We start from the raw sequence: 26,042 nt of genomic DNA, 5'->3' as shown, positions 1-26,042 counted from the left end.
CGCCTGAAGTCCTTTACATTGAGCGAACGTTCACTCAATGATGCGGGGCATGCCTCGTACGGCTGACGCCAATGCAGTCCTCCGGGAGAAGACGCGGGAGCGCGTGCTCCAGGCCGCGGTGCGGCTCTTCTCCCGGCACGGCTTCGACGGGAGCAGTGTCCGCGGGCTCGCGCAGGAGGCGGACATCGCCGTGGGGCTGCTCTATTCGCACTTCGAATCGAAGGAGGCGGTGCTCGCGGCGCTGATGCAGTCGTCGATGCTGGATGTCGCGCACACGCTGGAGGCCGCGGACCGCGAACCCTCCGCGCGGGGTTTCGTCACGGTCCTGCTCACGTCCGCCGTGGAGATGATGGACGCGCACCGGGACCTCTGGCGGCTGAGCCATGGCCTGCGTCACCAGCCGGAGGTGCTGGCGCGGCTGAAGCTGCCGCTGGAGCACTTCCTGGGTGCCACGCACCAGCGGTTGTCGCAGGCGTTGGCGGCGCGCGCGGTGCCCGAGTCTGACATTGAAGCGCGGGTGCTCTTCGCCATGGTGGAGGGCATTTCCCAACAGTACTTGCAGCACGACGGCGGCTACCCCGTCGCCGAGGTGATTCGTGCCGCGGCCCGAAGGTGGCCCGCGACTCCCTCCCGCAAGCGAAAGGCAGACACCCCATGAAGCGGCTGAAGGTCCCCGGCGGTGAGATGGCGTGGCATGAGGAAGGGCAGGGCACGCCGGTGGTGTTGGTGCACGGGACGCCGTCGTCCTCGCGTGAGTGGAGGGACGTGGCCCGGCGTCTCTCGCCGTCGTACCGCGTGCTCGCGCCTGAGCACCTGGGCTTCGGTGACAGCGATAGGCCCGGGGACTGGCGCACGTATTCACTGCCCTGGCACGTGGAGAACCTGCGCGCGTGGTTCGACCAGATGTCGCTGGGACCGTTCCACCTGGTGGTGCATGACTTCGGGGGGCCCATCGCGTTGCCGCTCGCCATCGCTGCGCCGGAGCGGGTGCTGAGCCTCACCGTGGTGCAGAGCTGGTTGTGGGACCTGAAGGGCCCCAATGTCGACAACGCGCTGATGCGGTGGCTCTACCTGTCCTGGAACTTCTCCGCGCGGATGCTGGTGAAGATGTCCTGGGGCCGCCGCACGAAGCTGACGCGGGAGTTGCACCAGTCCTTCCTGTCACAGTTCCCGGACCGGGCGTCCCGGATGGGCACCTGGGGCTTCGCGCGCTCCATCTCCCACGAAGGCCCTTGGATGGACGAACAGGGGCAGGGCCTGGGCCGGCTCGCGGACATTCCGGCGCTGGTCGTCTGGGGCAAGGCGGACAAGCTCGTGAAGCCCGAGCACCTGTCGCGGTGGAAGCAGGCCGTGCCCGGAGTACGGGTGCTGGAGCTGGAGGACGTGGGCCACTTCCCGCAACTCGAAGCGCCTGACGCGGTGGGTGCCGCGCTCATGGAGCAACTGGCCCGTGTGGGTCAGCCCCGCTCCATTGACTCCTTGTCGCCAGCGCCCGTTTGATTCTCGACGTTCGCTGCTGCTCCCCAGGAGTGCCCCCATGCCTCATCCCAATGCCCAGACGGCCCTGGACATGCTGGAGTACTGCCGCTTCGCCTACAAGGCGTACGCCCAGGGCTGTGTCTACCCGATGGATCCGTTCTACGAGTCCCACGGGGCCGGGATGTGGCAGGGCGCGAGGGACCGGGTCCTGGCGCAGGTGCACAGGCTGCTCGGCAGCGAAGCGGACAGCCACAAGTTCGACCCCATCGAATACGACCTGAAGACTCCTCCGAACCCCCAGAACGGGGTCGTGTACCGGGGCGGCACGGGAGACGCTCCGTACATCCTGTTCCAACCGCGGGACCTGGACCGCTCCATCTCCTTCTCCAAGGGCGTGGACCTGGAAGGGGAGGACATCACCATCAAGGTCCCCGACATCTTCGGGGAGAGGACGCTGCTGGGCCTGGAGCACTCCGGAGCGACCGGTACGAAGCGGTGCTGCTACTTCCAGGGCAAGACGGGGATGACGCAGACGCACCCGAAGGCCGGCTGGGCCAGCTGGATGGGCGCCGCCATCTACGACCCCGACCTTGAGCGGCTGACGGTGGTCTTTCGTGGCAGCCGGAGCGGGAGCGGCGGACGCGCGCTGGGGCAGGCGCTGGTCAGCAGCGCGGGGAGCCCGGACTGGGTCACCGACATGAATCACCTGAAGGAGGCGAAGGTCGGCCGGTTCAGCAACGCGAAGCTGTCCGCTGGCTTCTGGTACGCCTACGAGAGCTGTCAGGAGTCCCTGGCGGCGGCCTGCCTGGAGGCAATGCACGGCCGTGTTCCCCGGGAGATCATCTTCACCGGCCACAGCCTGGGAGGCGCGCTCGCGCAGTGCGCGTATCTGGACCTGGCGGGCGGCGAGCTCCTGGAGAAGGTCTACGCGAAGATCAAGAGCCGGGTGAGCGTCTGCTGCTACGCCATCTCCGCGCCGCCCGTCGTGCTGGGGGAGTCGTCGAAGGAGAAGCTGGAGCTGCACATCGGTGGGCCCGCGCAGGTGTTCCACCACTTCTCGCCGTACGACGCCGTGCACAACAGCAAGAAGGTGAAGACCTCCGGGGTGACGGCCGTGAACTCGGTCGTGGGCGTGTTCACGCATCCGCTCACGTCACCGGTCCACCTGGGCGAGGAGATTCCCCTGAAGGATTGCACGCTGGCCTTCCCGGACGCGCATGAGCCCGAGGAGGTGCGCAGGGGGCTCGTCGGGCTCATCCGGAAGGAGAGCAGGATGGGCCTGCCCGCGGATCCGGGCTTCTGGCCCACGTTCTCCTTCAACCCCACCGGCACGTGGGGTGCTTCGGTGCGGCCTGGAGGGGATTGGGCCGCGGATGCGCTCGCGGAGCATCTGAAGTTCGCGCTCGTCACCAGTGTCTCGGAGTCGCGGGCGCGGGTGCGCGCGCAGCTCTGGGCGGACGTGGTCAAGGGCAGCGGGAAGAAGAAGGGCGACTACGAGGTCGTGGACGACACGGATGGAGCCTCGTTCGACGCTTTCGCTGATGCGTGTGGCCTGGTGGCGGAGTTGAGCAATCCCTTCACGGACAACCGCTCACAGAACAAGACGCAGCTGCGGGCCCTGCGCAACGAGATGATCAAGTCCTACCAGGGGGCCTCGGGGCACAAGGCCTCCTCCAGTGTCTACTTCGTCATGCTCCAGTACCTGACGGCGGCGCAGTACGGGCTCGACATCGTCTGACTCGGGAGCCGGACCTGCCGGGCGGCTGTTCTACGCGCCTCCGTCCAGTGCCTTCTTCATCGCGGCCAGGCCTTCGTCGATCATCGGTCCGACGATGGCGCTCGCCTCGTGAGGAAGGAAATCGGCGGTCCAGACGACCCGGCTCCCCGTGCCCTCCGCGTGGACCTGGACCGCTCCGTTGTAGTGGGTCATCGGTCCGCCTTCCGCGCCCCAGACGAGACGCCGTCCCTCGTCATCGACCGTCACGATGGGCTCCCTGACCACCATCCCGTTGCCGAAGGTGACCACGCGGCCTCCTGGCTCAAGACGTGTGTCGACAACGAAGCCAGGAACCAGTCGCGTGTGAAGCGCGCCAATGTCGCGGATTGCATCCCATACCCACTCGGGCGTGGCGCTCGTCGTGATGTCCTTGCGAATTGAAGCCATGGTGTGTGTGCTCGTGTTGTGTTGGCGCCAGGGTTGAATGCGTGTGCATGCGGCTGGTGGCTTCTACGTGAGGCAAACGGCCTCGACGTTGTTCCCATCCGGGTCGAGGAGGAACGCGGCGTAGTAGTTGTCCGCGTAGTCCGCGCGAATGCCCGGCGCGCCATGGTCGCTCCCTCCCGCTGAGATGCCCGCTGCGTGGAACCGGTCCACGGCGCCGCGCTCGCTGGCCCGGAAGGCGACATGTCCGGTGCTCCGGGCGTCGCTCGCGGGATAGAGCCACAGCGCTGGCTGACCCTTGGGGCCGAAGCCCGCGCTCGTCGCGTCCTGGTGGCAGAGCACGTAGCCCAGGGGGACGAGCACCGCTTGGTAGAACTGGATGCTCCGGGGGAGATCCTTCACACGCAGACCGATGTGGTCGAACACGAATGCCTCCTGAAGTGAGGCTCACTTCTAGGAGTTGGCCGCCATCTTCTCTTGGAGAATCTTGCGGTCCCCGCGAGATGCCTTCCGGAACGCGCGTGGCGAAACGCCGGCCGCGCGGCCGAACGTGCGCACGAAGTTCGACAGGTCCCCGAAGCCCACGTCGTACGCGATGCGCGCGATGGGGGCATCCGTCGCGAGCAGGCGCGCCGCCTGACGAAGGCGCATGCGCACCAGGTATTGGTGCGGCGTGACGCCCAGCACGCCGCGGAAGACGCGGAGGAAGTGGAACGGGCTCAAGCCGACCTTCGCCGCGAGCCCCTCGAGCGTCAGCGGCTCCTCTGCCTGTGCATCGAGGAGGAGCGCGGCCTCGACGGCCCGCCGCCGATCCCGCGCATGCATCCTCAAGGGTGACTCGCGCTTCCCGGAGACGGTGCCCACGAAGCGCGCCGCGAACGCGAGCGCCACCTCATCCAGGCCCAGGTTCGTCCTGCCCTCGGCGGTCTGCTGCGCGAGCTCGCCGAGCATCACCAGGGAGGGGACCGGGGGCAGGGCGCCCACGCGCCACACGTCCAGGGCGGCTCCGAGCGAATCCACGAGTGCGTCCGAGAGCTGGAATGACAGACACTCATCGCCCGCGAGATGGTGCTCGTGGGTGCAGTGGAAGGCGTCACCCGCGTACCCGACGAGCGTTGCTCCGGCCACGAGCTCATGCTCCGCGCCGCGGGAGTGGTAGCCAAAGCTCCCCCACCGGACGTACGACACGGAGAAGGCCCCATGCCGCTCCTCGAACTGGCGTTCGCCCGGCTTCGCGTCGCACCGGCAGTCCACGACGGAGAGGGAGCGCGAACGGTGCAGGAGGGTGGTGCGCATCCGCGCTGGCTAGCAGGAGGGGGACACGAAGACTTGGGGAATCTTGCTCTGCGCACTCCGCATCTCAGAAGGCGGGGATGACCGCGCCGCTGTAGGTGGTGTCGATGTAGCGGCGCACCTCGTCGGACTGGAGCGCCTTCACCAGTGCCCGGATCTCCGGACGGGCTTCGTCGCCCGTCCGGACCGCGAGTACGTTCGCATGCGGATTGCGCGTCGCGGACTCGCGGGCCAGGACATGGGCGTTCAGGTGCAGCTGCTTCTGGGCCTCCAGGAAGTAGTTCCCATTGATGACGGCGCCGTCCACGTCCTCCAGCGTGCGGGGCTGCTGCTCGGCGTCGATCTCCTTCAGGTCCAGCTTGCGCGGATTGCCCACCACGTCCTGGAGCGTGGCGTCCGCTCCCGCGCCTTCACGCAGGGTCAGCAGCCCCTGCTTCGCGAGCAGGTGCAGGGCCCGCGCGGCATTGCTGGGGTCCGCCGGCAGGCTGAGCTTCGCGCCCGCGGGAAGCTCCGCGAGCTGCCGGAATCGCAGGGAGTAGAGCGCCAGCGGCTCCAGGTGCACCGCGCCCACGCTCTTCAACGCGAGGTGGCGCTCCCCGGCGAAGCGCTCCAGGTAGGGCTCGTGCTGGAAGTAGTTGGCGTCGAGCTGCCCGTCCGCCAGCGCGAGGTTCGGTTGGATGTAGTCGGTGAACTCCACCACCTCCACCCGCACGCCTGCGCGCTCCGCGACCTTGGCGGCGACGCGGAGGATCTCTCCGTGCGGCACGGGATTGACGCCGACCTTCAGGGGACGGGGCGCATTCGCGGACTCGGAGGGCGCGGGCTTGCATGCTCCCAGCAAGGACGTCGCGAGGAACAGGAGGGAGGCGGACAGGACTCGGAATGAAGTGCGCATGGAACTCAGGGGTGATCAGGAGGGAGGACAGGGGAGCGGGAGTGGTCGAAGCGGGAGGCCAGGCGCTCTCCCAGCCATTGCAGGAGCTGCACGAGCACCAGCAGCACCGCGAGACAGCCCCACATGACGTCGACGCGGAAGCGCATGTAGCCGTACTTCACCGCCAGGTCGCCCAGGCCGCCGCCGCCGACCGCGCCCGCCATGGCGCTGTAGCCAAGCAGGCTGATGACGACGAGCGCCGTGCCTCGCACGAGCGACGGCAGGGACTCCGGAAGCAGCACGCGGAGGATGATGCGCAGGGGCGTGGAGCCCATCGCCACGGCCGCTTCGACGCGGCCGGCGTCCACTTCCCTCAAGGCCTGCTCCACCACGCGGCCCATGAAGGGAATGGCCGCCACCACCAGGGGAACGATGGCCGCTGTCGTTCCAATGGTGGTCCCCACCACCAGGCGGGTGAGCGGGACGATGGCCACCATCAGGATGATGAACGGAATGGAGCGCCCCACGTTCACGAGCGTCCCCAGCGTCCGGTTCAGCGCGGGCACCGGCCAGAGCCCGCCCCGGTCCGTCGCCACCAGCAACACGCCCAGTGGCAGGCCCGCGAGCGCCACCAGCACCGACGCCACCGACGTCATGTAGAGCGTCTCCAGCGTGGCCACGCCCAGCGCTCTTGGCAGGTCACCCATGGGCGGCTTCCGCGGAGGTCAGGCCCTGGTCGCGCAGGAAGGTCCGGGCTTCCGCCACCGCACCCGGCGCGCCATGCAGCTCCACGAGCAGCCGTCCCACGCGTGACTCGCCCACGCGCTCCACCGCGCCCTCCAGCAGCAGGACGTCCACGTCGAAGCGGCGGGCCAGGGTGCTGATCAACGGACTCCGCGCATGCGCGTCCGTCAGCGACAGTTCCACGCGCTGACCTCCAGCGTGAGCGGGGTCCTCCCGTGCCGACAGGGGCGGAAAGCACAGCGCGAGCAGCCGCGACTCCGGACGCGCGAGCAATTCCTGCACGCGTCCCTGCTCGACGAGCCTTCCTCCTTCCAGCACGGCCACCGAACCGCACAGCGACTTCACCACCTCCAGTTGGTGGGTGATGAGCAGCAGCGTCAGCCCGAGCTGCTGCTGAAGGTCTTTCAGCAGTCCGAGCACCGAACGGGTCGTCTCCGGATCCAACGCGGACGTGGCTTCATCCGACAGCAGGACGCGCGGCCGGGGCGCCAGGGCCCGGGCAATGCCCACTCGCTGCTTCTGACCGCCTGACAGCTGCGCGGGATACGCCCGCGCCTTGTCGGTCAGGCCCACCAGGGACAGCAGCTCCGCCACGCGCGCGCGGATGGCTTCGCGCGGGAGGCCCATCACCTCCAGGGGATAGGCGACGTTGTCCTCCACCGTGCGCGAGGCGAAGAGGTTGAAGTGCTGGAAGATCATCCCGATGCCCTGTCGCGCCTGCCGCAGCTCCCGGGGGCTCAGCGACAGCAGGTCCTGTCCCGCCACCCGCACCTCGCCGCGCGTGGGCCGCTCCAGGAGGTTGGCGCAGCGCAGGAGGGTGGACTTGCCGGCGCCGCTGCGCCCCAGCACGCCGAACACCTCTCCCTGTGCCACGTGCAGCGACACGTCGTGCAGGGCCGTCACCTTCTGGTCGCCCTGTCCGAACACCTTGCCCACGCCTCGCAGCTCAATCACGCGCGGCTCCGGGGAGTGCGCCTGGGGGCGCGTGGGCTGTGACTCGACGGTGAGACATCGGGAGCTCCTGGGGCGCTCGCGCTCACGGGAGCGCGGGCACCGGATGGGAAAGAGAAGGGTGGGGGAAAATGAAAAAGGCCCGTCCCCGGATGACGGGAACAGGCCAGACCGACAGGGCGCGGATGCGCGGAGGGAGGCTCAGCGCATGCGAACGGACGGACCGGCCGCGACACGGCAACACATGCCGTGACAACAGGTCCTGAACGTGGCGGCGCGAACGAGCATCAGCGATGGAGGTAGTCGAGCCCGCGAGTGCTGTCAACCCAGGGCTTGCGCGACGGCGTCCCCGCCTCCCGCGCTGAACCTGTCCGACAGTCGGACAAGTTGAAGCGTGACGCGCGCAGGGCCTGCACCACCACGTGCCCCGCGTGTACCTCCCGCGTGTCGCCCGCGCCGAGCACGTGGTCGTGCGGGTCGCCTTCGAGCGTGAGCCACACCATCGAGTCGCTGGGCCTCAAGGCCCTGGAGATTCCCTGCCACCCTCGCCACGGCATGGAGCTGGACGCGTTGGAGGCCGCGCTGGAGCGGCGGCGCGTGGCCGCGGTGCTGGTGGTCCCCAGCTTCAGCAACCCGGTGGGCAGCTGCATGCCGGAGGCTCACCGGCGCCGGCTGGTGGACCTGGTGACCGCGCACGACGTGCCACTCATCGAAGACGACATCTACGGCGACCTGCACTTCGGTCCGGAGCGTCCCCGTCCCTGCAAGGCCTTCGATACGCGCGGGCAGGTGCTGCTGTGCGGTTCGTTCTCCAAGACGATCGCCCCGGGCTTCCGCGTGGGCTACGTGGCCCCGGGCCGGTTCCGGGAGCGCGTGGAGCTGCTCAAGTTCGCGCACACCGTGGCCTCGCCGCTGCTGACCCAGGAGGCGGTCGCGCGCTTCCTGGAGAACGGCGGCTATGACAGACACCTGCGCGCCCTGCGCCGCAACCTCGCGTCGCAGGTGGAGCACGTGGCCCGCGCCGTCGCCGAGCACTTTCCCCCAGGCACGCGCGTGGCCCTGCCCTCGGGAGGGCTGCTGCTCTGGGTGCAGTTGCCTCCTTCGGTGGATGCCCACGTGCTCAACGCGCGGGCCCTGGAGATGGGCATCAGCATCGCGCCAGGCTCCATCTTCTCCGCGCGGCCGGACTCCTACCGGAACTTCATCCGGCTGAGCTGTGGCCAACCCTGGACGCCGCGCATCGAGGCCGCTGTCGCCACGCTGGGGAGCATCGCCTCCGGGCTTGCTAGCGCGTCGCGACGATGAACAGCCGGGGGAAGGGCAGCAGGACCGTCCCGTCGGGCAGGGTCGGGTAGGCCTGTTCAATCCCTGCCTGATATCGGCCGAGGAAGCCGGTCTTCTCCCCCGCGTCGAGCGGGTCGAGGAAGGGCCGGAGCCCTGAACCCTTGAACCACTCCACCACCGCGCCAGCGCCTCCGGTCAGCGGGTGGAAGTAGGTCGTGCGCCAGACGTCCACCGTGGCTCCGGCGTCGCGCAGCGTGCGGAAGTACCAGTCGGCATCATGGCGCTCCGTCCGGGCGCTCGCGGCCCCCTTCAGCGTGTCCGCCCAGGGACCCGCGCTGGCGGTCTCCCGCATCAGCCGGTGGGATGGCTCGTCCAGGTTGTCCGGCATCTGCACCGCGAGGCTTCCACCCGGCGCCAGCTTGTGGAGGAGCGCGGGCATCAGGGTGGCGTGGTCCGGCACCCACTGCAGCACCGCGTTCGCCAGGATGACGTCGTAGGGGCCCGGGTCGCTCCAGGTCGCGACGTCTCCCAGGTCGAACCGCACGTCCGGCAGGCGCTTGCGCGCCGCGGCGAGCATGTCCGGGGAGCTGTCCATTCCGGTGACGGCGGCCTTGGGGAAGCGGGCGCGCAGCAGCTCCGTGGAGTTGCCGGGGCCGCAGCCGATGTCCGCCGCGCGCTTCACGTCGGCCGTGGGAACCCGCGCGAGCAGGTCCCGGATGGGGCGGTTCCGTTCGTCCTCGAAGCGCGTGTACTGCGCGGCTGACCAGTCCATGGGCATCCCCTTTTTTCTTGGGAACCTACCGCGTCATGGCGGTGTCATGGGTTGTCCATGTCCTGGTGGGCATGAGCCTGCCATTCGCGGATGGGTTAGCGTTCGATCATGCGCCTTTATCGTGCTTCCGCCGTCGTGTTGCTGATGGGGGTCCTCGCCTCGGGATGCAAACGGGACGCGGACGTTCCTCCTCCTCCTCCCAAGGCCGCCGCCCCGAGTGAAACACCCGCGCCCTTCCTCCAGGCGGGGCTGGTAGCCCCCGCCACCCTCGCGGGACAGCCGGACACGGGCGAGGTGGACCTCGCGGCGCTGCGCGACTCCGTGGCGGATCCGAAGGTGCTGTCCGAGGAGGAGGTCGCGGCGCTCTCGCCGCGGCGCGAACGCTCACCGGACGCTCGCGAGCTCATGGCCCCCTCATCTCCGCCGCGACCGCGTCCCGCCGAGGCCCCCGGGCTGGGGGAATCGGAGGCGTTGGATGCCACGACGGGCGAGGACATGGCGCGTCTCCAGCTGCGTCGGCGCTCGGAGGAGCGTGAACGGCCCGCGTCCGCGCCCGCCGCGCGGGCTCCCGCGGAGCCGGAAGCGGATGGCGTCGAGGGCGGTGTCGTCGGAGGCGTCGTTGGCGGCCAGCTCGGAGTGCCAGCTCCCTCGGGAATGCCCCCTCCTTCGGAGCAGCGCCGCCGTGAGATCATCCAGATCATCAAGGGCAGCGGCAGCGGTGGTGGCGGCGGCCGAGCCCTCGGTGGACTCTTCGGCACCGACTCTGGAGCGATGCCCGCGAAGAAGCAGGCCGCCAAGGCGGAGGATGCTCCGAAGCCCGTGCTGCCTCGTGTGGAGGCCGCGCCTCGCGCCGCCAAGGTGCTGGTGATGGGCGATGACGGCCGCTATCAGCCCCTCAAGACCCGCTCCGTGCGCGTCGTCACGTACATCCAGGGCTCCCGCGCGCGGACCGTGGTCGATCACCTCTTCGAAAACGACTCCGGCCGCAGCCTCGAAGGCACGTTCTATTACCCGCTGCCCGGCGGCGCGACGGTGGCGGGCTTCGCGCTGTACTCGGGGGCGGTGGCGGTGGACTCGCCCTCGCTGTTCCAGTCGTCGGACCTGCTGCCTCCCCTGGGCGATGACTCGACGGAGTCGGAGCGGCTCGTGGCCTCCGCTCCGCCTTCGGCCCGTGGCGCGAAGCGCTCCTGGGGCGACATCCAGGAGGCCCGCGTCGTGGAGCAGAAGCGCGCGCGGGAGGTGTACGAGGACGTCGTGCGCCGCAACGTGGACCCCGCGCTGCTCGAATGGTCGGGCGCGTCCACCTTCAGCGCCCGCGTCTTCCCCCTGCCTCCGAAGTCCCTCAAGCGCGTCGTCATCGCGTATGAGCAGACGCTCCTCTTCGACGGAACCCGCCTGCGCTACACGTGGCCGCTGCCTCCGGACGCGGGCAAGGAGTTGCGCGTCACCGCTCGCATCCACGTGGATCCCCGTCAGGCGTCGGAGATCACCGTGCAGCCGGATGCGGGCGCGAAGGGCCGCAAGGTGGAGGCCTGGCAGGTCTACGACTTCCCCAAGCTCGCCGGGGACGGCGCGCTGGGCGTGGCCCTGAAGCCTCGCGGTGAGGACGCGGACGTGCTGGTGGGCGCGGACGACGCGGGACTTCCGGGCCGCGCCTTCCACGCGCGGGTGCGGCTGCCGGAGCGGCTCACCTCCGGCGCGGAGGGGCCTCCCACGGGCCGCGCGGTGCTGGTGGTGGACACCTCGCTGTCCGCCGAGGACGGCAACGCCTGGGCCATCCAGGCGGCCACGCTGCGCGCCCTCCTGGAGAAGGACGCGACGTTGAAGGAGTACGCGGTGCTCCTCTTCGACGTGCGCCCGCGCTGGCTGCACGGGCCGGGCTTCCGCCCGAATGACGCGGCGAACCGCCAGGCCAGCTTCGCGGAGCTGGAGCGCGTCTTCCTGGAGGGCGCATCCCACGTGGACGGCGCGTTGGAGGAACTGGACCGGGCCGGGCGTGAGTGGCTCAAGCCCGCCGCCGCCGGAGAGCGCGTGACGGCCTTCCTGCTGTCCGACGGCAACATCACGTGGGGGCAGAGCCGCGTGGACGCGCTCCTCTCCCGGCACCCGTGCGTGGAGTCCCTGCGCTGGGTGACGTACCGCTTCGGCGAGGCTGCGGTGAACACGGAGCTCTTCGACGCGCTGGCTCGCTCCAGCGGCGGACGTGTCGTGACCGTCCTGTCCGCGGCGGAGGTGGATGCCGCCGCGAAGGCGCACCGCGCGGCGTCCGTGGTGCTGTCCCGCGTGTCGGTGGTGGGCGCGGACGTGAAGGACCTGGTGGTGGCGGGCCGGCCCCGGCTCGTCTTCCCCGGGCAGGAGTTGCAGGTGGCGGGGCGGCTGCCGGGCAAGGGCGAAGCGGCGCTGGAGGTGGTGACCCAGGCGGGCACCGGGTCCGAGCGCACGCTGCGCATTCCCCTGCCGGTGGACGAGGACAGCGCGTTCGCGCCCCGGGCGTGGGCGGAGCTCTTCGTGTCCCAGCTGGTGTCCCTGGATGATGAGCGATTGGACCGGATGATCGTGGCGCTCAGCCAGCACTACCGGCTGGCCAACGCCCGCGCGTCCATGCTCGTCCTGGAGTCCGAGGGCGACTACACGCGCTACGCCGTCCGCGACGAGCAGGTGGACCTGGCGAACCTGGAGTCGCTGCGGCGCAGGGAAGAGGACCAGCGCCGCGACAAGCTCCTGGGCATCGCGCTGGACGAAGTGCCCGCCGAAGGCCGCGCGGTGGTGGCCCGGCTCGCGGAGCAGAAGGGGATGCCCGCGCTCCTGCGGCGCCAGCCACTGAAGGACGCGCCCTACGCGGGCGGTGACGAGCGGCTCCAGGCCGAGGTGGCCTATCGAAAGGCGCGGCAAGAGAACCGGGACGACGTGATGATCTACGAGGCCGTGGCGCGCAGGCGTGCCTTCTCCGGGGACACCTGGGGCGCGGTGCGTGCGCTGTCGTCGCCCGTGGAGCTGCGGCCTCGCGACGCGGAGGCGCTGCGGCTGGTGGGGTACGGCCTGCTGGCGCTGGGGCAGTACCCGGCGGCGGCGGAGCTCTTCGAGCACGTGCGGCTCAGCCGTCCCTTCGAGGCGCAGGCCTTCCTGGAGGAGGCGCTCGCGCTGGACGCGGCCGGACGCTATTCGGAGGCCGCCCGGAACTACGAGATCGTCCTGGCGCGGCCCTGGAAGCGTCATGGCGACGAGATGCGGACGGTGGCGAGCTTCCACTACGCCCGGATGCTGGCGGGGCTGGAGAGGCAGTCCCGGCTCGCGGAGGTGGCCTCCGTGCTCAAGGAGCGCCGCGCCGGGCTGCGGGGGCCTGCCGGCGAGGGGATGTTCGCGGACGCCCGGCCCATCGACTACCAGCTCACCACGCACTGGAACTCGGACAGCACGGACATCGACCTGTGGGTCATCGAGCCGGACGGGGAGAAGTGCTTCTACCAGCACAAGGAGACGTCGCTGGGCGGGCAGCTGTACTGGGACATCACGGACGGCCTGGGGCCGGAGCTGTACCACGCACGGAAGGCGGCGCCGGGGCCCTACCACGTGCTGGTGCACTACTACGGCAACCGCTCGTCGCGGTACGTGGTGCCCACCGCGCTGCTGCTCGTGAGCGACCGGAACGTCTTCACGGCCGAGGACATGGCCCAGCGGCGCTTCCAGGTGCGCATCCTACCCAACACGAACGCGCGTCTGTTGTTGCGGCGCGAGGAGCTGGTGGCGTCGAAGGAGCACGTGACGGCGCAGCCCTCACCGTAAGGTCCGCTCGCGCGGGCCGCCGTGCGGCGTGCCCCAACTCCGGCACGCCGCTTCGGCTCATGCCATCACGGGCACAAAGCAGGACAATGGGCAGGTGTCTCCGGGAAAGCCTCGTGGTCCCCGGAGACCCCTTCAATGCCTTACGGGGTACAGGCGACCCCTACGCAGCCGCCCGCTCCGTTGCCGCGCGCGACGTTGCCTCCTCCGTCAATGGCCGTGGGCGCGTGGATGCCCCAGCCCGTGTTGCCCTGGCAGACGTTGTTGGAGAGGGTGGGCGTGCTGCCCGGGAGGACGCGCAGGCCGTCCCCGCGGTTCGACATGAAGCGGTTGTTGCGCACCGGGCCCTCCTGCGGGACGGGTTCGAAGTCCGGCAGGTTGGACAGCGTCAGTCCTCCGGCGTTGTCCCACCAGAGGTTGCCGCGCACGTCGAGCGTCTGGGCCGCCAGGCGCAGTCCCTCGCCATTGTTCAGGATCCACGTGTTGCGCATCTGGAAGTCGAACGCCTGCCAGTCGGGACTCTCAGGCGTCCCGAACGCGGTGTTGTTCGCGAGGATGGAGTTTTCGAACACCAACTCGTAGCAGTTGTCGAAGCGGCCGTTGCTCCACGTCAGTTCCGCCACGGAAGCGTTCTCCGTGAACGTGCTCGACCGGATGAGGACATTGCCGGAGTAGCAGAACAGGACGTTCTCGTTCGCCGTGAAGGTCGAACCGGAGATGCGGGTGTCGTGGAAGTCCACGTACAACACGAGCCCGTTTCCGGTGAACTGGGACCCGCGAATGTCGATGGAACCGGACGTCGCGTCGAACTCGCTGCCGAAGCCCAGCCGGTTTCCACGCATGCTCGAGTCCGTGAACAGGAACCCTCCGCCACCGTTCGTGTGGAAGATGGCGGTCCTGTTGTCGACGAGCGCGACCTGGTGCAGGTGCACGGTGGCGTCGTACGCGTAGCCCCGGTTGAAGCCTCGGATCGTGCCGTTGCGCACGGTGCTGTCACTTTCGGCCGCGATGCCCACCGTGTCGCCCGGCCCGCTCCCGGCCCGGCGGACGGTGTGTCCTCCCAGGTCGAGCACGACGCCGGGAGCGGCGATCCGCAGGGCGGGAATGGGCGTGCCCGCACAGACGAGGTCGCGCGTGAGCCGCGTGTTCCGGGTGAGGACCTCTCCGCACCGGACGGCGCGGGCCTCGAAGGCTTCCGACTTCTCCTGGGTGCTGGCCTTCGCGGTGGTGGCCGCGAGGAGCAGCAGCGCCAGGGGCCACGTCACGATCCCATTCCGAATTCTTCTCACGCTGCTTCCCCCTCGCCGGAGGACGTCCGCCCCCGAGCGGGGAGGCTGCTCACACCGACTCGTGCCCCCCAGTCCGTCTGTCGGTGTCAGGCGATTGCGAGCAGAAGCACAGACCTACAGCGTCCCACGGGGCGGGGCGGTTGCTATCCTCCAGAGCCCTGCGACAGGAAGGATGGAGCCATGGCGACCCCCGCCACCCGGACCGACTTGAGGGATTCATTGCGGCGGTTGGGCCTGGAGGAGGGCGACCTCGTGATGGTCCATGCCGGTCTCCGGAGCCTCGGTCCCGTGCTGGGTGGGGTGAACACCGTGGTGCAGGCGCTGCTCGACACGGTGGGAAGCCGGGGCACGCTCATGGCCTACCTGGACTGGGAGATGGGCGTGGAGCCGGAGGACTTCGAGGACGCGCGCCTGCGTGACGAAATCCCCACCTTCGACAAGCGCACCGCGAGGGCCACCCGCGACCATGGCATCCTCGCGGAGACACTCAGGACCTGGCCCAGCGCGGTCCGCAGTGACCATCCGGACGCAGGGATGGTCGCCATCGGCCCGCGGGCGGAGTGGCTCTGCGCGGACCACGCCTTCCACTATGGCTATGGCCCCCGTTCGCCGCTGGCCCGGTTGGTGGAGGCGGAGGGCAAGGTGCTGATGCTCGGGGCTCCGCTGGAGACACTCACGATTCTGCACCACGCGGAGCACCTGGCGGACCTCCCCGGCAAGCGCGTGGTCCGCTACCAGCGGCCGCTCCAGGTCGACGGCGAGCGGCGCTGGGTGGACTTCGAGGAGTTCGATACCAGCGAGCCGGTGACCGACGCCCTGCGCGCGTCCAGCGTGGACCCCTTCACGCGCATTGGAGAGCAATGCCTGGCGGAGGGAATCGGCCGCTCCGGAAGCGTTGCCCAGGCCGTGTCACATCTCTTCGACGCCCGCGGGCTGCTGCGCCGGGGCGTCGCGTGGTTGGAGGCGTACCCTCGCTGAAGGGCGCCGTGACTCAAGGACAGCCGGAGCTGACCTCGAGCGCGTCATAGGCCATCCAGCCGTTGCGGCGGGTGCTGGTGGCGGCGATGACATAGCCGTAGATGAACTTCATGGTGCCGGACTGCTGGCGGTAGCGCCCCGCGCTGTCCAGCACCCAGAGCGGGATGTCGATGGAGGGGGCGCCCGAGTTCGTCGGCACGTCCAGGCGCTGGAACTTCGTGCCCGCGGGGAAGTGGTCCACCGCGACGCCGCCCAGGCCGAAGCCCGGCACGTTGAAGGTGAGGTTCGCGGAGCGCAGACCATTGGCGCGCACGAGCGGCAGATAGTCTCCCGCGCGCTCGTTGGACGACGTCGTGTCGTAGACCACCTTCTTCACTTCGAGCGCCGGGTCGTGCGAGTTGCGCACGGCGTAGCACGCCATCTTGCTCAGCCCGGAGCTCAGCGCGGAGACGTGGCCGACCTTGTCCTCGAAGGAGGTGCGGCCGAGGATGGCGGACATGGGCAGCCAGCCGGAGCTGGAGTTGGACGTCGACGTCGCGAACGCGTGCAGCTCGCCGGCGAACGTGCGCGTCTGGCCGTAGTTGAAGAGGGAGCTCGTCCGGGTGGACGTGCCCACCACGGTGCCGTTGCCGTCGCGGATGGGCACGCCCGTGGTGATGCCCCAGGCGTCATTGTCGTCCGGGTCATTGGTCTGCACGCGGTTGCCGCCGGAGGGCCGCAGCTTGCAGTTGTACGGGCTCTCCTCGCACACCGTCCCGTTCACGCCGGAGAAGGCCGCCTGCCGCGTGGTGGACAGGTCCTCCGCCGCGACCGATTCACCCTCGAAGGCCTCGCCGCCACAGGCGACAGAGGCCAGCACCACCGTGCACAACACTGACTTTTTGAAGTTCATGGTAAAAATGGAAAACGGATTTTGCAGGTTTTGTCAAATGGCGCGGCCGAGCCAATGCCGGGTGGGAGGCATGGCCGGGTTGCGTCGCGCACGCGCAGTGCGTTCAGCGATTGTTCCGGGCAGGAAGCGCCAGGGCGTGGAGGTGCTCCGGCAGCTGCTGGCGCTGCCAGGCGCGTTCCCGGGCGGTGGCTTCGGCGGCGTCCGAGACTTCGGCCGCGCCATGGGCGGCAGCGGTGGCCGCGAAGGTGGCGGCCTGTGCCGCGTGGCTGGCGACGTGGGCGGTGGCGGCGGCGTGTCCAGCGGCGCGGGCCGCGGCGCATGCAGCGGCGTGCGAGGTGGCATCCGAGGCAGCGGCGTGCGCGGCGAAGCCGGCGACGATTGCGTCGGTGAGCATCAGATGTCCCTGCTGCCACGTGCGTACTGCTTCGATGGCCTGGCGGGGACGGTGGTCCTCCGGGAACTCCTGTTCGAAGAAGGTGAGGACGTGCTCGGCGCAGTCGGCGGCCCAACGGGCCAGGCACTCGTGGTCGGACCTGTCGAGCTCCATGCTCCGCGCCTCCCGGCGTCACACTCTTGCGTATTCACTGTCATTCCTGCCTCTCAGGTCAATGTATGGCTAAACTTCCTTCCATGGTCAGGAACGCGTGGTGGATCGCGGTGCTGGTGGGATGGCTGGTAGTGCCGGCGGCGGGATGGGCCTGCTCATGTATCCGTCGCACGCAGGGACTCTCCGGCGCGCTGGAGGAGGCTCGGGCACAGGCCGGGTTCATCTACCTGGGGCGGGTCCGGGACTCGAAAGACCCGTCCGAACGCTTCGCCACCGTGGATGTCCTGGAGACCTTCAAGGGCAGCGTCAAGGCAGGTGAGGTGTTGCAGCTCCCTTACGGGAGGGGCGGTGACTGTGTCCTGAACCTGCCCCGGGGCGAGACATGGTTGCTTTATGCCGGCGACACCAGCCCGGAGGAGGCCTGGATCTGCATGCGAAGCCGCAGGGTCCTTTCGTCCAATGACAGCGAACTGACCTGGCTCCGCACGGGTGTCCTTCCGCCGGTGCCGGTGGCGCTCCAGAGTGAGACCGTGAGCTGCGAGGTGTGTGACATCAATGCGGTGGGGGGACGTCTGCTGGCTCCTCCTGAGATGCCTCCCGCCAAACCTGCTTTTCATCCAGAAGCGGAGGCGCTGTGGAAGGCGGGCCTACCGTTCTTCACGGAGGGGTACGCGGGGCACCGGGTGATGCTCGGGGTGTCGCGGGAGGGACGCGCGTTCGAGTTGACCGAAGCCCCTGGGTGCTCCCGCGTGCGAAGGGCATGCGAGCGGCGGGTCCAGCTCCGCTGGTGCAAACGATTGGAACTTCGCCCGAGGACGCCAAAGGTGTCTGACTTCCACTGTGTCGACCCTGGCGAGCCACAGGAGGTCTGCGACGAGCGCCGGAGCCGGCAGTCGGAGTGGTGGCCGATGGAGCGTCTGCCGGCCAGGGCGTGCGATTGGTTCAACCCCTCCGCGCCCGCGTGTGAGTTGGCCGAAGGCCGCTTCCCCTTTCCCGCGGGCGCCCCGCCGTTGCCTGTCCTCGCCTGCCATCCCCGGACACCCGGAGCCCGCTCCGGTAACTACGCCTGTGAAGTGAAGACGGCACCGGAGCCCGTCCCTCTGGAGCCGTGAGCCATCAGCGCTCCGTCTCTTCGGCAGCGTCCAGGATGCAGTGCTTGCGGAGCTTGTCGTGCAGCGTCGCGCGGCCGATGCCCAGCGCCTTCGCGGCCTCCGTGCGCTGGCCCTTGGACGCCGCGAGCGCCGCGAGGATGAGCTCGCGCTCGTGTGCATCCATTTTCTCGCGCAGGGTGGCGCCGGTGTTGGCCGGAGCCTGGGACGCGGGCGCGCTGGCGCCTCCGGGCAACAGCTCCAGGTCCAGGGTTCCGTCGGCGGACAGCACCACGGCGCTCTCCAGGGCGTTCTCCAACTCGCGCACGTTGCCGGGCCAGGGGTGGGCCATGAGGCGCTCCAGGAGGGCGGGCGTCAGGGTCACCGGTGGCATGTGGAAGCGCTCGGTGTGGCGAGCGAGGAAGTGCCTTGCGAGCGCGGCGATGTCCTCCGGGCGGCTTCGCAGCGGGGGCACCTGGAGCGTCACGACCTTGAGGCGGTAGTAGAGGTCCTCGCGGAAGCGGCCCTCCGCCACGCGCTGGGGCAGGTCGCGGTGGGTGGCGGCCAGGACGCGGACGTCCACCGGGAAGGAGCGGTCCTCGCCCACGGGGCGCACTTCGCCCTCCTGCAAGACGCGCAGGAGCTTCGCCTGGAGCGGCAGGGCGAGCTCTCCCACTTCGTCCAGGAGCAGGGTGCCACCGGAGGCTTCGCGGAAGAGGCCGGGCCGGGCACGCACGGCTCCGGTGAACGCGCCCCTCGAATGGCCGAAGAGCTCCGCCTCCGCGAGCTCCGGCGTGAGGGCGGCACAGTTGAAGCGCACGTAGGGCTTGTCCGCGCGCGGAGAGGCGCGCACCAGGGCCTCGGCGACGCGCTCCTTGCCGGTGCCGCTCTCTCCTGTGATCAGCACGGTGACGTCGCGGGGGCCCACGCGCTGGATGAGCAGTGCCAATTGCGCCATCGACGGTGACACGAAGACCAGCGAGCGCAGCAGGTTCACCTCGCCGGACAGCCGCTCGTTCTCCGCCTCCAGCCGGACCATCCCGAGCGCCCGGCGCACGACGGCCAGCACGTCGTCCACGTCGAACGGTTTGCGGAAGTAGTCCAGCGCGCCCAGCTTCATGGCCTCCACGGCGTGGCGTTCCGAGCCGTGCGCGGTGATGAGGATGACCCGGGGCGCATGCGGGCGCGCGGCGACGCGGCGGAGCAACTCCATGCCATCCACTCGCGGCATGCGCAGGTCGCTGAGCACCAGGTCCACGGGCGGCTCCTGCTCCAGGCGCGCGAGCGCGGCCTCTCCGTCCACGGCTTCTTCCACGGTGAGCCCGTCGTCCTCCAGCAAACCGCGCAGCGTGTAGCGCACGCCCGCGTCATCATCCGCCACAAGTACGCGGGCCTTCATGGCACGGCCTCCTTTCGCTGCGCTTCGACCGGCTGGGGCGCGGCCGGGAGGCTCAGCTCCGCCACGCAGCCTCCGCCCTCACGGGCGCGCAGGCTCAACTCTCCGCCGTGCTGACGCATCAGGGCTCGTGACAGGGCCAGTCCCAGACCGGAGCCGTGGGGCTTCGTGGTGATGCCCGGCTCGAAGACCCGCTCGCGCACCTCCGCCGCGAGCCCGGGACCCAGGTCCCGCACCTCCACGCGGACTCCTCCTTCCGGGGCCGTCCAGGCCTGGAGCTCCACCGTGGTGCCTCGGGGCGCGGCGTCCAGCGCGTTCTGCACCACGTCGATCAACACCTGCCGCACCTTACGCGCGTCGCACCACGCCTCCACCGGCGGCCCCTCCGTGACCCTCAATGCCACGCCACGTTCTCCCGCCATGCCCTCATGCAGCTCCGCCACCTGCCGGCACAGGCCATCCAGCGGCACATGCGCTTCGTTGAGTGGGAGCAACGGCCGGGAGAAGTTGAGGAACCCTTCGAGGATCTCCTGCATCCGGTCCACCTCCCGGCGCAGCACCGCGAGCCGCTCCGCGGGCCGGCCCTCCACCTCGCGGGCAATCATCGCGGCCAGGCCCTTCACGCTCGCCAGCGGGTTCTTCAATTCGTGGGCAATCTCTCCCGACAGCGTGGTGAGCGAGCGCACCCGTTCCTCGTGCGCGCTCAGTGCTTCATCCCGCGCATCCAGCGCCGTGCGCACCATTCCGCGGTACGTGCGCCGCAGGTGGATGCCAATGAAGTTCGTCCACATGACGAGGAACACCGTCACCGCGAGCATCGTCAGCAGCAGCGCGTTGTTGTGTCCCGCGCGCGGACCTCCGCCGAAGAGCGCGGGCACCAGGTCCTCCACCGCGCCCGTCAACGTCACCGCCGCCTGCACGCCCACCAGCGCGAGCAGGTAGCCCGCCCACCTGCGAGCCCGCGCGGGCGTGAAGAGGATGGCCGTGGCCAGGGACGCCGGCAGCATCAGCGGAATGAGGGGGCTCTCCAGCCCTCCCAGCGACAGGTTCACCACCGTGAACAGGGGGAACGCCACCACCGGCAACAGCCTGCCCGGCTCATGCGACACCACCGGCTGCCGCCGCCACACCACGATGGCCCCCACCCCCACCCCCACGAGCGCCAACGCCAACGCCACACACCACCGGCGCCAGGCGGACGTGTCCCCGATGAGCCCCAGCGACACCATCACCACCGGCAGGGGACTCAGGAACGACAGCACCTTCGTCACCTGCCGGAACATCCGCGAGAACGCCTCGCGTTGGACCTGCTCGACTCCGGCGGACGTGGGCGGGGGTAGGGAATGCAAGGCGCGTCCTCCTGGACCGTGGGCGCTACGCTATGCCCAAGCAAGGCGGATGCCCCAGCCCGTGTGCCCTGGGGCCTCCTCCTCTCCGCCCCCTTCGTGTTCGGAGACCCGGCACCGGGCGTCGGAAATCCGAACACTCCCGGTGCCGAGGACGGCCTCTACTTCCGGATGCGCAGCGTGACGGAGGTGAACACCTCGACGCTCTTCCCGCCCTCCTGGACGAAGCTGCTCGTGTAGCCCACCGGCTTGAGGAAGAGGCCGCTCGCTTCGTGCTCATTGACGGACTTGGGACCGAACCGCGCCATCTGCATCGTGCCCATGGCCATGCCCGTGCAGCCCACGCACTTGGGGGCCCGGTACGCGAACACCGTGCCGCCCTCGATTTGATTCGTGCCATTGAGGCGCGGCTTCGGGACGGCGATGAACAGCCGCTGATCGGTGCCAGGAATCTCCCAGACCGCGCCCAGCGGGAGGCTGCTGGTGCTGTCCGCGTTGGTGCCCACCGGACGGAGGGTCACCTCGGTGGAGCCACTGCTGTCGATGGCCGGGTTGATGCCGACGAGCTCCTCCTTCTTCGTCCACCCCAGCCAGTGAAGCTGCGGGAGGTTGTAGTTGTCCGCCGAGAAGGTGCTCATGAAGCTGCTCGAGTCCGCGGACGAGCGGACCTGGCCGGTGGAGGGGTCTCGCACGTTGCTGTGCGCGAGGCCGAGGACGTGCCCGATCTCGTGGGCATAGTCCCGCGCCAGGGTGCCCTTGAGGAAGACGCTGCGCGAGCCGGCGTTCGAGGTGGAGCACATCCCGCCGGGCAGCACGAAGACCGTGAGGAACGCGCTCGAGTTGGCCTTCTGGCGGGCCTGGTTCTTCGCGGTGGTGCAGTTGCTGCTCGTCACCTGCACGGTCTGGGAGCCAGTGAACTCCAGGCTCACCTGGCCGCGAGACGCGACGGCGAAGTCGCGGTACACACCCCGGATGGTGTTCTGGATGGTGCTGAGGGCGGGCGTCGTCCTGCCATCCAGGGTGATGCGGACGACCTTGACGGTGTGCTTCGTGTTGATGGCGCCCAGTCTGCTGACGCCGTTGTAGTTCCTGACGCAGGTCGACTCATTGCCAGCGCAGTCATAGCGGTGCGCCGAAGGGAGCACCTCGACGTCCTGGACGCGGAACGAACGCACCTGGTCGTTCGCGCTCGCGCCGCTCCCGAACGAGGTCTCACAGAGGTTCGTGTCGGTGTCGACCGTGACCGAGTCGCCGGTGCAGTCCCCAGCGGCATGGAGCGTCACGGCCTTGCCGATGGGCACGTCGACGAAGGAGGCGCCCGCGGCCTGCGGGAGGGTGTGGCAGCCGTTGGATGCGGCTTCCTGAATCACCTGGGAGACACCGTTACAGCTTTCACGCACGCGGACGAGCGGCGCGCGCGGGGCGATGAGCTGCTCGCGCAGCGCGGTCCAGTTGGCCGCCGTGCAGTTCTCGGCCTGCACCTCATCCAGGAAGAGGCCGTCCTCGAGCTCCGCGTGCTCGTAGGTCTGGCACGTCTCCCACAGCTCGCTCCAGTGTGCCCAGTCGCAGGTCCCCGCGCCGACATACGTCTCGACGCACGCGAGCGACGCCGCGAGCTCCGGGGAGACGACCGCCTGCCGTGTGGTCGCCCCGCCGGGCTGCTCGTGCGCGGGCGGCTCCCAGTCCTCACCCTGACACCCTGACATCAGTGCGCCGAACAGCATCACGCCCATCATGGACAGCTTCCGCATACCTCTCCCTCGCAGCCAATGGCCGCATGACACCGCGAAACATGTGCAGTGGATGAAAAGGCTCTTTACACGACTTCCCTGTAAATAATGACAATCCGCATGGTATGTTTTGACGCGCTGAGCGTCTGGCATTCCGGCGACCCGGCGTCCGGCGCCGGAACTCCGAACAGGTGAGGGCCCTGCCCCCGGGGGCTCCCTGGCGTTCAGTGTTGGCACGCCTGGTGCTCAAGGTGACGCCAGGACACGGGTTCAGGAGCTGCCCGTGAGCTGGACGCGGACCCCCTGGGCGAGGCAGGCGTAGCGTGGAAGTGCCGCGCTCGGGGGGCGCTCCAATCGCGGCGAGGCCGCGCCAGGAGGCACGGGTGTCGGGACCGGGCAGGATGAAGAAACACTCGAAGCGAGGCATCGTCGCGGGGGCGGTGCTGGTCGCCGTCATCGTCAGCGGCATCCTGTGGCTGCGGCGGCCGGCCCCGGAACCGCCGCCGCGCTTCACCGGCTTCGTCGTCAGCGACAACGTCTACCTGTCCTCGCCGGTGGCCGGCATGGTGGCGTCCGTGGCGGTGGTGCGCGGACAGCGCGTGGAGGTGGGAACGCCGCTGTTCCGCATGGAGCCCACGTCGCTGGTGGCGCGGGCGGACCAGGCTCGGGCGCAGGTGGGGCAAGTCGAAGCACAGCTCCTCGCACGCCAGTCGGATGTGGCCCGCGCGCGTGCCTCGCTCGCCGCGGCGCAGGCGGAGGCGGACCGCGCGGACGCGGATCTGGCCCGGCTCGTCGCCGTCCAGAAGGCCGTGGAGGGCGCCGTGACGCCCCAGCAACTGGACCTGCTGCGCGCGACGGCGACGCGCGCTCATGCCCAGCGAGACGCGGCCCGCACGGACGTGGCGGCGGCGGGCGCGCAGCTGGAGGTCGTCCGCGCCCAGCTCGCCAGTGGACGCGCGGGTGTCACCGCCGCGGAGCAACAGGTCGTGGAGCTCGCGCCCGTGTCCCCTGTCGTGGGCCGTGTGGAGGACGTCCTCTTCCAGCAGGGCGAGTGGGCCGTGCCCAACGCCCCCGTCGTCAGCATCATCCCGGACGCGCAGCTGAAGGTGCGCTTCTACGTGCCGCAGGGGAGGGTGGCGTCCTTCCCACCGGGCACCACCGTGGCCATCGCCTGCGACGGCTGCGACACCGGGATGACGGCGCGCGTGGACTACGTCGCCTCGCGCCCGGAGTACACGCCGCCCATCATCTACAGCCTGGAGACGCGGCAGAAGCTGGTGTTCCTGCTGGAGGCGGTGCCCTCCGCGCCCACGCGCCTCCTGCCCGGGCAGCCCATCGACGTGACACCGCTGAAGCAGGCACCCGTGGAGGCGGACCGATGAACGAGCGGGCCATCGACGTGCGCGGGCTCAACAAGTCCTTTGGCGACCGGCACGTCGTGCGGGACGTCTCCATCGCCGTGGACGCAGGACGCATCACCGGCTTCCTGGGACCCAACGGCTCCGGCAAGACGACGACGCTGCGGCTCCTGTGCGGGCTGCTCACGCCCGACAGCGGCGAGGGCACCGTGCTGGGCCTGGACTTTCGCGCCCGGGGCGACGCCATCAAGCGCCAGACGGGCTACATGACGCAGAAGTTCTCCCTCTACGAGGACATGACGCTGGAGGAGAACCTGTCCTTCGTCGCGCGCGTCCACGGCTTGCAACAGCGGCGCGAGCGGGTGGAGGACACGCTCCACCGGCTGGGCCTCTTCGACCGCCGCCGTCAGCTCGCGGGAGCGCTCTCCGGAGGATGGAAGCAGCGTCTGGCCCTGGCGGCCGCGACGATGCACGAGCCCCGCCTGCTGCTCCTGGACGAGCCCACCGCGGGCGTGGACCCCAAGGCCCGCCGTGAGTTCTGGGACGAAATCCACACGCTCGCCGCGGGCGGGCTCACGGTGCTGGTGTCCACGCACTACATGGACGAGGCGGAGCGCTGCCACGACATCGGCTACATCCTGTACGGGCGCCTCATCGCGCGGGGCACGGCGGACGCGCTCATCCGCGACTCCGGACTGGTGACGTTCCTGGGGGAGGGGCCGGGCATCGACCGCGCGGCGCACCTGCTGGCCCAGGCGGACGGCGTGCTCAGCGCCTCCGCGTTCGGCGCCGCCGTGCACGTCAGCGGGCTGAAGCGTGAAGCCCTGGAGGCCGCGCTCGTCCCCTGGCGCAAGGAGCCCTACCGGTGGAGCGAGGTGACGCCCTCCCTGGAGGACGTCTTCATCCAACTCATGGGTCGCGAGCGCGACGAACGGTACACGTCATGACGGGCTCGCTTCCGCGCATCCTGGCCGTGCTGCTCAAGGAGTTCACGCAGCTGCGGCGCGACCGCATCACCTACGCGATGATCCTCCTCATGCCGGTGATGCAACTGCTCATCTTCGGCTACGCCATCAACATGGATCCCCGGCACCTGCCGGCCGCGGTGCTGTCCCACGACACCAGCACCCTGGCGAACTCCGTCGTCGCCGCGCTGGAGCGCACCGGCTACGTGGACGTGCGCTACCTGCCGCGCTCCGACGAGGAGTTGGATCAGCTCATCCGCCGGGGACAGGTGATGCTCGGCATCACCATCCCACCGGACTTCAGCCGGCGGGTGCTCAAGGGCGAGCGCGCTCAAATCCTCGCGGAGGCGGACGCATCCGACCCGCAGGCCGCGGCGGGGGCGCTCGCCGCGGTGAGCGTGCTGCCCACGGAGGCGCTGCGGAACGAACGGCTGGGGCTGGGGACGCCCCGGTCCACCGCGCCCGCCTTCGAGGTGGTGGTGCACCGGCGCTACAACCCGGAGAGCCGCTCCCCGTTCCACATCGTTCCGGGCCTGCTGGGCATCATCCTGTCCATGACGCTGGTGATGATGACCGCCATGGCCGTCACCCGCGAGCGCGAGCGCGGCACCATGGAGACGCTGCTGTCCACGCCCGCCACCCCGGCGGAGATCATGGTGGGCAAGCTCACGCCGTACGTCGTCGTGGGGCTGGTGCAGACCGTTGTCGTCCTGGGCATGGCGCGGGGGTTGTTCTCGGTGCCCATGGCGCGCACGCCCGCGGGGTGGCTGGCATTGGCGTGCGGCATCGTGCTGTTCATCGTGGGCAACCTGTCGCTGGGCTACCTCATCTCCACCGTGGCGCGCAGCCAGCTGCAGGCGATGCAGATGTCCATGTTCTACATGCTGCCGTCCATCTTCCTCTCCGGCTTCGCCTTCCCCTTCCTGGGCCTGCCGCCGTGGGCGCGGGTGCTGGGCGAAATCATCCCCGTCACGCACTTCCTGCGCATCGTCCGGGGCGCGCTGCTCAAGGACCAGGTGCTCGCGGACATGGGCAACGACCTGCTCGCGCTGGGGCTGTTCGTGCTCGCGGTGTCGGGCGCGGCGCTCGCGCGCTCACGTACCACGTTGGATTGA

At 69.6% G+C, this 26,042-nt stretch carries 23 protein-coding genes and 1 pseudogene; 10 read left to right on the top strand and 14 right to left on the bottom strand.

From position 1 onward, the window contains the following. The first annotated feature begins 49 nt into the window (after positions 1 to 49). The 3 genes from D7X99_RS12140 to D7X99_RS12130 are packed head-to-tail and all read left to right on the top strand — an operon-like array spanning position 50 to position 3,217. Positions 50 to 658 (top strand): TetR/AcrR family transcriptional regulator, encoded by a 609-nt coding sequence (locus D7X99_RS12140; protein ID WP_158626990.1) that lies wholly within the window; start codon positions 50 to 52, stop codon positions 656 to 658. Next, on the top strand, positions 655 to 1,500 hold the full coding sequence (locus tag D7X99_RS12135; RefSeq protein WP_121777930.1) for an alpha/beta fold hydrolase: 846 nt from the start codon (positions 655 to 657) through the stop codon (positions 1,498 to 1,500). The genes D7X99_RS12140 and D7X99_RS12135 overlap by 4 nt, the downstream gene beginning before the upstream one ends. Positions 1,501 to 1,537: 37 nt before the next feature. Further along, positions 1,538 to 3,217, top strand: a complete 1,680-nt coding sequence (locus D7X99_RS12130; RefSeq protein WP_121777929.1) for a hypothetical protein — start codon at positions 1,538 to 1,540, stop codon at positions 3,215 to 3,217. Positions 3,218 to 3,247: 30 nt separating this feature from the next. Here D7X99_RS12130 and D7X99_RS12125 read toward each other — a convergent pair whose 3' ends face one another. The 7 genes from D7X99_RS12125 to D7X99_RS12095 form a co-directional block, all read right to left on the bottom strand. Next, positions 3,248 to 3,643, bottom strand: a complete 396-nt coding sequence (locus tag D7X99_RS12125; protein ID WP_121777928.1) for an SRPBCC family protein — start codon at positions 3,641 to 3,643, stop codon at positions 3,248 to 3,250. Positions 3,644 to 3,706: 63 nt separating this feature from the next. Next, a complete protein-coding gene (locus tag D7X99_RS12120) occupies positions 3,707 to 4,066 on the bottom strand; it encodes a VOC family protein (RefSeq protein ID WP_121777927.1) in 360 nt (119 codons plus the stop codon). Between the two features lie 27 nt (positions 4,067 to 4,093). Continuing rightward, positions 4,094 to 4,936 carry a helix-turn-helix domain-containing protein gene (locus D7X99_RS12115; RefSeq protein WP_121777926.1) on the bottom strand — a complete coding sequence of 281 codons (843 nt, stop codon included), beginning with the start codon at positions 4,934 to 4,936 and terminating at the stop codon, positions 4,094 to 4,096. Between the two features lie 64 nt (positions 4,937 to 5,000). Beyond that, on the bottom strand, positions 5,001 to 5,828 hold the full coding sequence (locus D7X99_RS12110) for a MetQ/NlpA family ABC transporter substrate-binding protein (protein ID WP_121777925.1): 828 nt from the start codon (positions 5,826 to 5,828) through the stop codon (positions 5,001 to 5,003). Between the two features lie 5 nt (positions 5,829 to 5,833). Next, positions 5,834 to 6,514: a methionine ABC transporter permease gene (locus D7X99_RS12105; protein ID WP_121777924.1), complete on the bottom strand. Its 681-nt coding sequence runs from the start codon at positions 6,512 to 6,514 to the stop codon at positions 5,834 to 5,836. After that, positions 6,507 to 7,505 carry a methionine ABC transporter ATP-binding protein gene (locus D7X99_RS12100; protein ID WP_121777923.1) on the bottom strand — a complete coding sequence of 333 codons (999 nt, stop codon included), beginning with the start codon at positions 7,503 to 7,505 and terminating at the stop codon, positions 6,507 to 6,509. Before D7X99_RS12100 ends, D7X99_RS12105 begins: the two co-directional genes overlap by 8 nt. Positions 7,506 to 7,789: 284 nt before the next feature. Further along, positions 7,790 to 8,002: a DUF2917 domain-containing protein gene (locus tag D7X99_RS12095; RefSeq protein WP_233613319.1), complete on the bottom strand. Its 213-nt coding sequence runs from the start codon at positions 8,000 to 8,002 to the stop codon at positions 7,790 to 7,792. Position 8,003: 1 nt separating this feature from the next. Between D7X99_RS12095 and D7X99_RS12090 the strand changes: the two are divergent. Further along, positions 8,004 to 8,807 (top strand): annotated as a pseudogene (locus D7X99_RS12090) (PLP-dependent aminotransferase family protein); the annotation flags it as partial. Here the strand turns inward: D7X99_RS12090 and tam are convergent. Next, positions 8,788 to 9,558: a trans-aconitate 2-methyltransferase gene (tam, locus tag D7X99_RS12085; protein ID WP_121777982.1), complete on the bottom strand. Its 771-nt coding sequence runs from the start codon at positions 9,556 to 9,558 to the stop codon at positions 8,788 to 8,790. The pseudogene D7X99_RS12090 and the gene tam overlap by 20 nt on opposite strands. Positions 9,559 to 9,666: 108 nt before the next feature. On the opposite strand from tam, the gene D7X99_RS12080 reads away from it, so the two are divergent. Then, a complete protein-coding gene (locus tag D7X99_RS12080; RefSeq protein WP_121777921.1) occupies positions 9,667 to 13,341 on the top strand; it encodes a VIT domain-containing protein in 3,675 nt (1,224 codons plus the stop codon). Between the two features lie 140 nt (positions 13,342 to 13,481). Here D7X99_RS12080 and D7X99_RS12075 read toward each other — a convergent pair whose 3' ends face one another. Then, complete coding sequence (locus D7X99_RS12075; protein WP_121777920.1) at positions 13,482 to 14,603, bottom strand: NosD domain-containing protein; 1,122 nt, start codon at positions 14,601 to 14,603, stop codon at positions 13,482 to 13,484. Positions 14,604 to 14,807: 204 nt separating this feature from the next. Between D7X99_RS12075 and aac(3) the strand changes: the two genes are divergently transcribed. Beyond that, positions 14,808 to 15,605 carry an aminoglycoside 3-N-acetyltransferase gene (aac(3), locus tag D7X99_RS12070; protein WP_121777919.1) on the top strand — a complete coding sequence of 266 codons (798 nt, stop codon included), beginning with the start codon at positions 14,808 to 14,810 and terminating at the stop codon, positions 15,603 to 15,605. Between the two features lie 13 nt (positions 15,606 to 15,618). Here aac(3) and D7X99_RS12065 read toward each other — a convergent pair whose 3' ends face one another. Together D7X99_RS12065 and D7X99_RS12060 are read right to left on the bottom strand one after the other, a co-directional pair. Continuing rightward, positions 15,619 to 16,497, bottom strand: coding sequence for a hypothetical protein (locus D7X99_RS12065; RefSeq protein WP_121777918.1), 879 nt, complete (start codon positions 16,495 to 16,497; stop codon positions 15,619 to 15,621). Between the two features lie 103 nt (positions 16,498 to 16,600). Continuing rightward, positions 16,601 to 17,044, bottom strand: coding sequence for a putative immunity protein (locus tag D7X99_RS12060; protein ID WP_121777917.1), 444 nt, complete (start codon positions 17,042 to 17,044; stop codon positions 16,601 to 16,603). 83 nt (positions 17,045 to 17,127) lie between these two features. Between D7X99_RS12060 and D7X99_RS12055 the strand changes: the two genes are divergently transcribed. After that, on the top strand, positions 17,128 to 18,156 hold the full coding sequence (locus D7X99_RS12055; RefSeq protein WP_147476133.1) for a hypothetical protein: 1,029 nt from the start codon (positions 17,128 to 17,130) through the stop codon (positions 18,154 to 18,156). 4 nt (positions 18,157 to 18,160) lie between these two features. Here D7X99_RS12055 and D7X99_RS12050 read toward each other — a convergent pair whose 3' ends face one another. The 3 genes from D7X99_RS12050 to D7X99_RS12040 all read right to left on the bottom strand — a co-directional run bounded on the left by D7X99_RS12050 (position 18,161) and on the right by D7X99_RS12040 (position 22,625). Then, positions 18,161 to 19,531 carry a sigma-54 dependent transcriptional regulator gene (locus D7X99_RS12050; RefSeq protein ID WP_121777915.1) on the bottom strand — a complete coding sequence of 457 codons (1,371 nt, stop codon included), beginning with the start codon at positions 19,529 to 19,531 and terminating at the stop codon, positions 18,161 to 18,163. Beyond that, positions 19,528 to 20,877 (bottom strand): PAS domain-containing sensor histidine kinase, encoded by a 1,350-nt coding sequence (locus tag D7X99_RS12045; RefSeq protein WP_147476132.1) that lies wholly within the window; start codon positions 20,875 to 20,877, stop codon positions 19,528 to 19,530. Before D7X99_RS12045 ends, D7X99_RS12050 begins: the two co-directional genes overlap by 4 nt. A gap of 158 nt (positions 20,878 to 21,035) precedes the next feature. Beyond that, positions 21,036 to 22,625 carry a hypothetical protein gene (locus D7X99_RS12040; protein ID WP_233613314.1) on the bottom strand — a complete coding sequence of 530 codons (1,590 nt, stop codon included), beginning with the start codon at positions 22,623 to 22,625 and terminating at the stop codon, positions 21,036 to 21,038. A gap of 380 nt (positions 22,626 to 23,005) precedes the next feature. Between D7X99_RS12040 and D7X99_RS12035 the strand changes: the two genes are divergently transcribed. The 3 genes from D7X99_RS12035 to D7X99_RS12025 are packed head-to-tail and all read left to right on the top strand — an operon-like array spanning position 23,006 to position 26,042. After that, positions 23,006 to 23,986, top strand: a complete 981-nt coding sequence (locus tag D7X99_RS12035) for an HlyD family secretion protein (protein ID WP_121777913.1) — start codon at positions 23,006 to 23,008, stop codon at positions 23,984 to 23,986. Further along, positions 23,983 to 24,909, top strand: coding sequence for an ABC transporter ATP-binding protein (locus tag D7X99_RS12030; protein ID WP_121777912.1), 927 nt, complete (start codon positions 23,983 to 23,985; stop codon positions 24,907 to 24,909). The genes D7X99_RS12035 and D7X99_RS12030 overlap by 4 nt, the downstream gene beginning before the upstream one ends. Next, complete coding sequence (locus D7X99_RS12025) at positions 24,906 to 26,042, top strand: ABC transporter permease (RefSeq protein WP_121777911.1); 1,137 nt, start codon at positions 24,906 to 24,908, stop codon at positions 26,040 to 26,042. Before D7X99_RS12030 ends, D7X99_RS12025 begins: the two co-directional genes overlap by 4 nt.

The organism is Corallococcus sp. AB032C, from assembly GCF_003668935.1.
Classification (GTDB): Bacteria; Myxococcota; Myxococcia; order Myxococcales; family Myxococcaceae; genus Corallococcus; species Corallococcus exiguus.
This window is presented reverse-complemented; position numbering and strand designations above follow the sequence as displayed.

Bases quoted from the DNA above. Each gene is read 5' to 3' on its own strand.
- D7X99_RS12140 (WP_158626990.1), top strand. From the start codon at position 50: ATGCCTCGTACGGCTGACGCCAATGCAGTCCTCCGGGAGAAGACGCGG.
- D7X99_RS12135 (WP_121777930.1), top strand. From the start codon at position 655: ATGAAGCGGCTGAAGGTCCCCGGCGGTGAGATGGCGTGGCATGAGGAA.
- D7X99_RS12130 (WP_121777929.1), top strand. From the start codon at position 1,538: ATGCCTCATCCCAATGCCCAGACGGCCCTGGACATGCTGGAGTACTGC.
- D7X99_RS12125 (WP_121777928.1), bottom strand. From the start codon at position 3,643: ATGGCTTCAATTCGCAAGGACATCACGACGAGCGCCACGCCCGAGTGG.
- D7X99_RS12115 (WP_121777926.1), bottom strand. From the start codon at position 4,936: ATGCGCACCACCCTCCTGCACCGTTCGCGCTCCCTCTCCGTCGTGGAC.
- D7X99_RS12110 (WP_121777925.1), bottom strand. From the start codon at position 5,828: ATGCGCACTTCATTCCGAGTCCTGTCCGCCTCCCTCCTGTTCCTCGCG.
- D7X99_RS12105 (WP_121777924.1), bottom strand. From the start codon at position 6,514: ATGGGTGACCTGCCAAGAGCGCTGGGCGTGGCCACGCTGGAGACGCTC.
- tam (WP_121777982.1), bottom strand. From the start codon at position 9,558: ATGGACTGGTCAGCCGCGCAGTACACGCGCTTCGAGGACGAACGGAAC.
- D7X99_RS12080 (WP_121777921.1), top strand. From the start codon at position 9,667: ATGCGCCTTTATCGTGCTTCCGCCGTCGTGTTGCTGATGGGGGTCCTC.
- D7X99_RS12065 (WP_121777918.1), bottom strand. From the start codon at position 16,497: ATGAACTTCAAAAAGTCAGTGTTGTGCACGGTGGTGCTGGCCTCTGTC.
- D7X99_RS12060 (WP_121777917.1), bottom strand. From the start codon at position 17,044: ATGGAGCTCGACAGGTCCGACCACGAGTGCCTGGCCCGTTGGGCCGCC.
- D7X99_RS12055 (WP_147476133.1), top strand. From the start codon at position 17,128: ATGGTCAGGAACGCGTGGTGGATCGCGGTGCTGGTGGGATGGCTGGTA.
- D7X99_RS12050 (WP_121777915.1), bottom strand. From the start codon at position 19,531: ATGAAGGCCCGCGTACTTGTGGCGGATGATGACGCGGGCGTGCGCTAC.
- D7X99_RS12040 (WP_233613314.1), bottom strand. From the start codon at position 22,625: ATGCGGAAGCTGTCCATGATGGGCGTGATGCTGTTCGGCGCACTGATG.
- D7X99_RS12035 (WP_121777913.1), top strand. From the start codon at position 23,006: ATGAAGAAACACTCGAAGCGAGGCATCGTCGCGGGGGCGGTGCTGGTC.
- D7X99_RS12030 (WP_121777912.1), top strand. From the start codon at position 23,983: ATGAACGAGCGGGCCATCGACGTGCGCGGGCTCAACAAGTCCTTTGGC.
- D7X99_RS12025 (WP_121777911.1), top strand. From the start codon at position 24,906: ATGACGGGCTCGCTTCCGCGCATCCTGGCCGTGCTGCTCAAGGAGTTC.